The organism is Candidatus Cloacimonadota bacterium (assembly GCA_011372345.1).
Lineage (GTDB): Bacteria > Cloacimonadota > Cloacimonadia > Cloacimonadales > TCS61 > DRTC01.
The window spans coordinates 1-2,859 of record DRTC01000676.1; the positions used below are offsets into that span (position 1 = coordinate 1).

Sequence of the window (2,859 nt, forward strand, 5' to 3'; positions counted from 1 at the left end):
TCAATAATTTCCAGAATAATTCCAAGTGATAGAACTCCAACAAATATCGTTTGTGCCACATCCTGACCTTTCGAGCTTCCGAGTTGATGAGGTTCTTTGGAAAGATAAGCAGAGGCTGCAAAAAGTTCTTCCCCGATCAGAGTGTAATCGCAGGCAACAACGAAAAACGGTAATTGACTCGGCATAGCAGTTCCGGAAGTTTGGATAGCTCCACTGGCAAAACCGGTTTCTGCGAGAATTAATGATTCGGCATAAAATGCTCCGAGATAAAAATTTGCTGCTGGTTTTTCCCGCATAATAATTCCATCAACTCCAGCAACATAACCGAACTGATCATCTGTCAGATAGAAAACCGAATCAGGATCAAAAGCATCGGGTCGTCCGGCTTTAAGGTAAGATTCTTTGACAATTTCTTTGGCAGTAGAGAGAACCATTGAACGGCAGACAGGCACGATCAATTTAGCATCGTATTCAGCAGCTTTCTGAGCTAATTTCCCGAGAATCGTGAGTCCGGCAATGGTCTGCATATCATCGAGATCGAGAATTCCGGGAATGAACAGGATCGGTCTTCCCATTTCCGTGGCTCTTCCAACAGATTCATCCATGGATTCCAAACCGGCGATCTTCCTGATATAAAGTTCCTTCCCGCTTTTTGCTGAAAAAATGAAGTAGATGATAGAAAACGCTAAAATCAACGCCATTGCTAACAGAGATATTTTTCCTTTATTGAACCATTGAGCTTTGGAAATGGCAGAAATTTCTTTGGAAGCGAGCAGTTTATCATTTTCAGTCAGGATTTTCAGCTTATAAAAAAATTCCTTTTCCGGCTCAATATCCTGACCATCGGTAAATTGACCTTCCAATTGATCGATTTGCTGAATCTTTTCAAAATCGATTCCATTTACTGATCTTTCAAGAATACATTCCCAAACAGGAGTTTGGGAACGAGAAGGATCAGGGATGAGAAGAACAGTATCAGGATAATTGATCTTCCAGTTAAGAATAAGTGCGGTGCCGTCATCATTGGGATTGTCAGTTGCGGTGAATTCTATAATTGGGGAGGACAGTATTTCATTCCCAAACAGGAGTTTGGGAACGAGAAAGAGAAGGAAAAAAAATATTAAATGCTTTTTCATATTTTCTCCAAAACAATTTATGATTATTGTTCAGAGCAGAGGTTTTTTAGAAGGGGATTATGTGTCAATGAAATTATTGGTTTGCTACATGAGTTGAAACTGATGGTTAATGACTGAAAGGTTAAATCAATCGGATCATTCATTAACCACTAATTTCAGTCTTAGGAAGCAGAAAAATACATTCCCAAACAGGTGTTTGGGAACGAGAAAAATATTACAAACAAAAAAAGGGTGAAAATAAATTTCACCCTTAGTTTAAAAAGAGAATTAATATTCTATTTTTTTCAAGCGAGCTTTCGCAGTTTCAGTGTAAAAAGTCTCTTCTCCTTGTCCTGCGGCAATAACTTTTTGCAGCCATTTTCTGGTATTTGCCCAATCTTCATTAGCCCAGTAAGCTTGTGCGATTTGATAACGAAAACCTTGCAGAAAGGAATTATTAGGAAATTCTCTTTCAAAAATGTTAAAAGTCTCTAAAACCTGACCAATATATTTATTAAAATCAGCCTGTAAGCCAAAAGCTTTTCCTTTTCTGCCTGGTTCTTTCCAACCAAGTAAAGCAAACATTTTTCTTTGATAAGCGAGTGCAGCGTCATTTGTACCCGGAAATTCGCTGATGATCTTATCGTACCATTTGATGGCGATTTCAAGACTTGGCATCCAGGAAGAATCGATAGTGAACTTCCTTTCTGCGTTTGACCAGAAATCTCCATTGATCATATATGATTGAGCAACTACATTGGTCACAGTTCCTTCCATATCACTGGTAATAATATCTCTTAATTGCGGAATTCTTTTGGCAATTTCTTTTGTCTGGGCTGATTCGGGAAATTTCAGAATAAGAATTTCCCAATCGTCGAGAGCAACCGAATAATTACCTTCTTCAAAAGTAATTTGTCCGACCAGGTAAAGAGCTTCTGCTTTCTCTTCTTCGGATGAGGAAGGATCATGATAAATATCGAGGAATTTTTCTTTTGCTATTTCCGTAAAATTATGGCGATAAAAGTCATTAGCAACATCGAGAACCGTTATTTTTGCTTTTTTTCTTCTATTGGCAGTATTCCTGATATCTGCCAGTCTTGTCAGAACATCTTCAGTCAGTTTATGTTCAGGAAAATCATTATAAAGAATTTCCCAATCGTCAAGAGCAGTTTCATATCTCTCTAATTCAAAGGAAATCTGACCCATCATATAAAGAGCTTCTGCTTTGATCTCTTTGGGAGTTTTTGAATGATGGTATAACCTGATGAAAAGTTCCAGAGCATCTTCTTTGAAATCATGCCGGTGAAGGTCTCTTGCTAACTGCAATTGATAGGCAGGATTTTCTGAGGAACCAAACTCAACTCCTACAGCCTTTAAAACAAACATCGAGAACATCAATACTAAAATTATAAATGATCTTTTTTTCATATTGTTTCCTTTTTAATATTTTTTACTAAGTTTTATCTCTACTCTTCTATTCTTTTTTCTGTGTTCGGGAGTATTATTGGGAACAAGAGGTTTGAACTCTCCATAACCCATTGCCTGTAACTGATCCGGTAAAAAATGGTTATTATCGATGAAGAATTTTACCACACTTAAAGCCCGGGCAGTAGATAAATCCCAATTGGAAGCAAACTGTTTCGTAAAGATGGGAATATTATCGGTGTGTCCTTCGATCCTGATCTGCCAGGTAGGTTCACCGACAATAACATTTTTAATATCTTCAGCAATATCGGATAAAGCA

General features: G+C 37.7%; 3 protein-coding genes. All 3 read right to left on the reverse strand.

The genetic code is table 11. The features are described 5' to 3' along the window. Window positions 1-1,136 (reverse strand): hypothetical protein (locus ENL20_12970; GenBank protein HHE39460.1); only part of this gene is annotated, 1,136 nt, incomplete at its 3' end. 267 nt (window positions 1,137-1,403) lie between these two features. Beyond that, entirely contained in the window at window positions 1,404-2,543 is a 1,140-nt protein-coding gene (locus ENL20_12975) for a tetratricopeptide repeat protein (GenBank protein ID HHE39461.1), read from the reverse strand. Window positions 2,544-2,555: 12 nt separating this feature from the next. After that, on the reverse strand, window positions 2,556-2,859 hold a 304-nt coding region (locus ENL20_12980; protein ID HHE39462.1), incomplete at its 5' end, for a hypothetical protein.

Bases quoted from the DNA above. Each gene is read 5' to 3' on its own strand.
- ENL20_12975 (HHE39461.1), bottom strand. From the start codon at position 2,543: ATGAAAAAAAGATCATTTATAATTTTAGTATTGATGTTCTCGATGTTT.